The 6108-nt window shown below is 45.2% G+C and carries 4 protein-coding genes and 1 pseudogene; all 5 read right to left on the bottom strand.

All coding sequences use genetic code 11. The features are described from left to right. Nucleotides 1-588, bottom strand: a pseudogene (locus B5D48_RS08540) (transposase); the annotation flags it as partial. A 300-nt stretch (nt 589-888) separates the two neighbouring features. Next, entirely contained in the window at nt 889-2031 is a 1143-nt protein-coding gene (murG, locus tag B5D48_RS08535; protein ID WP_023936651.1) for an undecaprenyldiphospho-muramoylpentapeptide beta-N-acetylglucosaminyltransferase, read from the bottom strand. A gap of 23 nt (nt 2032-2054) precedes the next feature. Further along, entirely contained in the window at nt 2055-3419 is a 1365-nt protein-coding gene (locus B5D48_RS08530) for an FtsW/RodA/SpoVE family cell cycle protein (RefSeq protein ID WP_023936650.1), read from the bottom strand. A gap of 26 nt (nt 3420-3445) precedes the next feature. Then, entirely contained in the window at nt 3446-4813 is a 1368-nt protein-coding gene (gene murD / locus B5D48_RS08525) for a UDP-N-acetylmuramoyl-L-alanine--D-glutamate ligase (protein WP_023936649.1), read from the bottom strand. A gap of 11 nt (nt 4814-4824) precedes the next feature. Further along, nucleotides 4825-6084, bottom strand: a complete 1260-nt coding sequence (gene mraY, locus B5D48_RS08520) for a phospho-N-acetylmuramoyl-pentapeptide-transferase (RefSeq protein WP_023936648.1) — start codon at nt 6082-6084, stop codon at nt 4825-4827. Nucleotides 6085-6108 lie beyond the last annotated feature (24 nt).

Raw genomic sequence — 6108 nt, 5'->3', positions numbered from 1 at the left:
GCTGACGGACAAGCTGTTTTTGATAATCCTCCTCCGCCTCTTTTTCCTGCTCGCTCCGATTGTCTTCCCTATCGTCTGCGACTTCAATCGTAATGCTTCCATTGGGTTTATATGGCGTCTGCACAAGGCTTGCATCGACAAGCATCCCTTCCCTTATTGAAATGTGATGGAGGGAAAGTTGCTTATTAAACTGCACCAAAAGTTTTTCCATCAGGCCCCCAGTTCGGTCAGTGCCGAACGAAATCGACTGATGGTGCTGTGGTCGGGAGAAACCTCTTCCATTTTCAAGCCCAAGAATCGGGAAAAAGTGATTGAATCATTGATACGCTCCTCCAGAGCACAATCACTGAGGTTATACCATATCTCCAGGAGCAACATCTTGAATAAGAGAATCTCATCATAAGCAGGAGCACCGATGGCATTTTGTCGCTTCGTGTATTTCTTGTTGATTGGCGTCCGAATCGGACGCCAATCAACAAGCCTGTCAATCTGATTGAGGAAGTCGTTTTGTGCTTTGCGATAACGCTTTGAAAGGAGTGCGTCTGCAAATGTTACATGCTCATCGGTGTTCTTGGATTGGTATGCCATGGGAAGAATATTATTCTGTTTTCAGTACTCACTTATAGGAAATAATTCCCTATTATACAGTGAATTAACAGATGAATACAGGCAAATTGCTGTGCAAAGGTCTCTACAGGAGAAAATTACATTCACATTGCTCAGCTCCTCTGTCTTAGGTAGGAGAGCGAAGAGACTCTATGAAGAAGCTATTCCTGCATCTTCATGAGATTTCTCTCTGTATTATTTGATAGCAATGGACGTAATGTTTGGGAGATATGTTGTTACATTGTGTTGCGAAGGGTTGTTTCACACATCGAAAGTTATACATTACTTACTTACGTTTGGTAGGTTCTTTTGTTCAGGTTTATTTTGGATCAGGAGTACCCGTTCAATCTCATCCACAATGCGATCGGCTGCTTTCCGGTGTGCCAGAGATAAAGCTGATTCGGAAAGGCGAGACAATTGTTCTGCGTCAGCAAGTAAATCCAGAGCAGTCTTGCCTAATAGCTCTGGAGCTTCTTTGTCTGTAATTAACACAGTCGCATTGCGCGAAGACAGAGCCTTTGCATTTTTCGTCTGATGATCCTCTGCTACATTTGGTGAGGGAACCAGTATGGAAGCCTTACCCAAGAGACACAATTCTGACACCGAGCTGGCCCCAGCGCGAGATACAACCAAATCAGCCAATGTATAGGCATGATCCATTCTATCGATAAAATCGGATATATACACTTTGAGTCCTGATACGGCTGCTACTTCTTTCCGCATTTGCTGTATATACTCTTTGCCTGTTTGCCAAATGAGAGTAACTCCAGCTTGAGCGATGCTTGGCAAAGCTCGTGCGATAGCAAGATTGATTGTGCGAGCACCCAAACTCCCCCCTATCACCAATAAGATTTTGGAAGAATCTTGTGACAATCCAAAGTATTGTAGAGCCTCTTGTCGATTTCCTTGGAGTATCTCGATCTCTGGACGAATGGGATTGCCGGTGAGTATTATCTTGTCGGCAGGGAAGAAGCGCTCCATCTCGGGATAGGCCACACAGATGCGCTTCACCTTTTTGCTCAAAAACTTGTTTGTCACCCCGGCATAGCTATTTTGCTCTTGGATCAAAGTTGGGATGCCTAACATTTGGGCAGCTTTCAGAGTCGGAGCACTGGCGTATCCTCCTACACCCACTACCACTTCTGGCTTGAATCGTCTGATTGTGTTGCTGGCAAGGCTCAAGCTACGAAGCATATCAATACCTACTTTGAAGTTCTTGAGAAGATGTTTGCGATCCAGCCCTTTGATCGGAAGGCCGACAATCTCATAGCCAGCTCTCGGAACTCTTTCCATCTCCATTCGCCCTTCGGCTCCTACGAAAAGGATCTGCGCTTCGGGGTATCTCTTAGTGATCGTATCGGCAATAGCTATGGCAGGAAAGATATGTCCTCCGGTGCCTCCTCCGCTAATGATTATTCGTTTCATTATTTTCTTTCTTCTGCAAATTCTTATTCCTCGATTTCCTCCCTCGAACTATCAAGCAGTGTCATACAAGAGCCTGTTCCCTCCTTATTCTTTTCCCTTCTCCTTCGCTCTTCTTCCATGGCAGAGATAAGGATAGCCAAGCCGAAAGCTATACTGGTAATGATGTATGAGGTCCCTCCTCGGCTTACCAAAGGCAGGGTCTGTCCCGTCACCGGACCAATTCCCACAGCCACCATGAAGTGAAGTATTGCTTGTAGCACATAGAGCAGTCCAATACCTTGGAGTACCATCCGGTTGTATTTACTCCGGCAAGATATACCTATCTCCCCGAGACGGAAGAAGAAAATCAGGTACAAGAAAGGCACTACAAAAGCTCCTATCAGGCCCCACTCCTCTATGATGATTGTGTATATGTAGTCCGAAAAAGCCTGAGGGAGGATATCTCTTTCTATACTGTTGCCCGGGCCACGCCCCAGAAGTCCTCCGATAGGTCCCTTGCCCATGGCAATAGCAATCCTAGCATGCTGCTCTTGAAAATTATCGTCGTTGATCACATACCTCATGGAGTCTCGTTGAGCTTCGGTCAGGTGTACAGATGTAGAGTCAGAAGAGGACAAATGAATGCTGATACGTGACTTCCATGTAGTAGCACGTGGTACAATCTTGGCGATAGTCTGTTCTGGAAGGCTTACTACTGCAAGAAAGGCCAGAATGATGAGAGCTGTTGCTGCACCACAAGCCTTGAGTAAAACCCGGTTAGGCATACGGCCTACCCAGGCATAGAGGAATGTGAAGAGCAATAGCATGAGGAAAGTGGACATGTTGGATTTGACGATCAGCAAAAGAGGGAAAATCATGAAAATCCAAAAAGCTATCTGCTTTCTCCTATCTTCCCTACAATTCACCAGAAAATGAGCACCCATGCAGATCAGCCCTAGACGTATAATTTCTGATGGTTGGAAGACAATCGGGCCCAATTTGACCCAGCGCACAGCCCCATTTATTTCTACTCCAAATCCAATGAAGAGTAACAGCTGAGAGAAAATACCCAAAAGGTATATGAGAATAAGCCCTCCCTTGAAGAGCCTTGGGTGGTCTAAGAAGTAAGCACTGTAATGTTTGGTCCCAAAAAAGACAATAGCAGCAGAGACAAGCTGGAAAAAGAAGTGAACTATAATAGGAGGCAGTGAAGAATCCCCCTTATAGGTCAATGTACTAGTAGCACTGTACACTTCTACCAAAGAGATAAGCATCAATCCTATATAAATCCACCATAAACGCCAATCCCCGGGGAGCTTCTTTAGCTTGAGGTGCGACTCTTTTCTGTCCTGAGAAAAGTCGGTCAGACTCGTTGTGGCTTTACTGCGGAAAGGAGGGAATGCTCTCATGATTCTCTTGCTTTGTCTATAGGTGTTTAGCTCATTGCCAGGGCACAAGCTCTGAATTGGTCTCCTCGGTCTTCGTAATTGCTAAACAAGTCAAAACTGGCGCAACAAGGAGAGAGTAGAACTGTTGAACCGGGGCGAGCCATTTCGGTTGCCTTTCGGACGGCCTCGGGCATGGAACGAGCATCTGCTATCTGTGCCACCTTTCCATCAAAGGCTTTGTGCAGCTTGTCGTTATCTACACCGAGAAAGACTAATCCGATGGCCTTTTCTTTCACGGCCTCCTCTATTACACTATAGTCATTTCCTTTGTCCGTCCCTCCAAGAATGAGGACGATGGGGGTTGTCATACTTTCCAGAGCTGCCACTGTAGATTGTATGTTGGTTGCTTTGGAATCATTGACATAGCGAACATCTTTGAGTGAACGTACAAACTCTAGTCTGTGAGGAACATTTCTAAAGACATGTAGGGCTTGGTAGAGGGATTCGTTGGAGATGCCCACTACAGAGGCTGCCAAAGCCACAGCCATGGCATTCTGTAGGTTATGTGCCCCTGGTAGAGCTAATTCGGATCGTTTGATGCAGAATATTGCTTCCCCATTCTTCTTGACCTCCAATTCATCTTTGTCATTGAGAAAAGCCGATACCTCACCCTCGTTCCTGCTGATAGAGAATGGCAGGAGTTGAATATCGGGAGCCAATTCTTTCACTCTGCGATTTACATAAGGATCATCTGCCCAGTAGATGAAGCTCTCTTTTGGTCCCATGTTCTGAATAATACGCATTTTGGCTTCGGCATAGAGGTCGAATCTATGGTTATACCGATCCAAGTGGTCGGGAGTGATGTTGAGCAGGATGGCGATATTGGCTTTGAACTTATACATATCATCCAATTGGAAGCTACTAAGTTCTATCACATAATATTGGTGTGGTTCATAGGCAACTTGCCGAGCCAGACTGAAACCGATATTCCCAGCCAGACCGACATCCAATCCAGCCGATCTCAAAGCATGATGAAGCCACATTGTCGTTGTTGTCTTGCCATTACTGCCAGAGATCCCAATCATATAGGCATCTGTATAACGTGCTGCTAGCTCTATCTCTGAAATCACAGATATGCCAGCTTTACGAACGGCTTTCATCACTGGGGTCGTCTCTGCCACTCCTGGACTTTTGACTACTTCCAAGCTGTGGCAAATAAGCTCCAGCGAGTGTCTCCCTTGTTCATAAGGGATCCCATACATAGCTAGCTCCTCCTGATGTCTAGGAGCTATCTGACCGTAATCCGAAACAAAGACCGAAAGTCCGTGTTTATTGGCCAGGATAGCAGCTCCTACACCACTCTCTCCAGCACCGAGAACTACTATATCAAAAGGTTTTTCTGGTTTGCTATTCATAATTCTTTATCCTATCTCATTTTGAGTGTTGCTATTGTAACAGCTGCTAATATCAGTCCAATCAACCAAAAACGGACCGTAATTTTCGATTCAGGCAGAGGCGAAAGAGGTTGCTGTATACGAGCTTCTATGCCGGCTCGTCCTGGTTTTTGAAAGTGGTGGTGTAGAGGAGTCATCTTGAATATGCGTCTACCATTGCCGTATCTGTGTTTGGTATACTTGAAGTAGGCTACTTGTAGTATCACTGATAGTCCTTCGGCAATGAAAACACCACAAAGAATTGGGAGCAGCATCTCTTTGCGTATTATGATTGCAAATACAGCAATAATCCCTCCAATGGTAAGACTACCGGTATCTCCCATGAAAACTTGTGCCGGATAAGCGTTGTACCACAAAAAACCAATTGTAGCTCCCACGAAGGCCATGGCAAACACAGTAAGTTCTTCTGCCCCGGGAATAAACATAATATTGAGGTAGGAAGCCATCCCTATATGCGAGGATACATAGGCAAAAATACCCAATACGACTCCGACAATAGCAGAAGAGCCAGAGGCTAATCCATCTAGTCCGTCCGTAAGATTGACACAATTGGAAATGAGAGTCACAATAAATATTGTCACCAGGACAAAAAGCAGCCAAGACCCAACACGCTTAGCCTCCCCCTTAAAAGGGATCAAATCCGCATAATCGAAGTTGTTGTTCTTTACAAAAGGGATGGTTGTCTTGGTCGATTTGGTCTCGGAGGAAGCAAAAGAGACATGCTCGATATTGCCATCCCGCATCAGTTCCGAATTTTCTTTTATCACCACAGCCGGACTAAGGTAAAGTACTAGCCCGACAATCATTCCCAACCCGACTTGTGCGTAGATTTTGTACCGCCCATGAAGACCTTCTTTGTTTTTCTTAAATACCTTGATGTAGTCATCCATAAAGCCGAGAATGCCGAGTAACAGGGTTGATATGATCATCAACAGAATGTAGACATTGTCGAGACGAGAGAGTAGAAGCACTGGTAGCAGGATGGAAATGATAATAATAATCCCTCCCATTGTAGGTGTTCCTTTTTTGCTAAGCTGTCCTTCTAATCCCAGGTCTCTTATGGTTTCCCCAATTTGCAACCGTTGTAGGCGACGAATAATTTTGTTCCCTATGATGGTGGAGATGAGTAATGCTACAATCAGAGCAAGAGAAGCCCTAAAGGAGACATACAGCCCTAATCGAGCTCCAGGAAAAGAAAATTGTTCGAGCCAGTCGAAGAGGTGGTATAGCATATCATTATCTTGTTTTGAGAGGGA

Source organism: Porphyromonas crevioricanis (genome assembly GCF_900167225.1).
Taxonomy (GTDB): Bacteria; Bacteroidota; Bacteroidia; order Bacteroidales; family Porphyromonadaceae; genus Porphyromonas; species Porphyromonas crevioricanis.
Note: the sequence above shows the minus strand (reverse complement) of the source record. Positions and strands in the feature narration are given on the sequence as shown.

Excerpts from the sequence above, each read along its gene's own strand:
- B5D48_RS08530 (WP_023936650.1), bottom strand. The coding sequence starts at position 3,419 with ATGAGAGCATTCCCTCCTTTCCGCAGTAAAGCCACAACGAGTCTGACC.
- mraY (WP_023936648.1), bottom strand. The coding sequence starts at position 6,084 with ATGCTATACCACCTCTTCGACTGGCTCGAACAATTTTCTTTTCCTGGA.
- murD (WP_023936649.1), bottom strand. The coding sequence starts at position 4,813 with ATGAATAGCAAACCAGAAAAACCTTTTGATATAGTAGTTCTCGGTGCT.
- murG (WP_023936651.1), bottom strand. The coding sequence starts at position 2,031 with ATGAAACGAATAATCATTAGCGGAGGAGGCACCGGAGGACATATCTTT.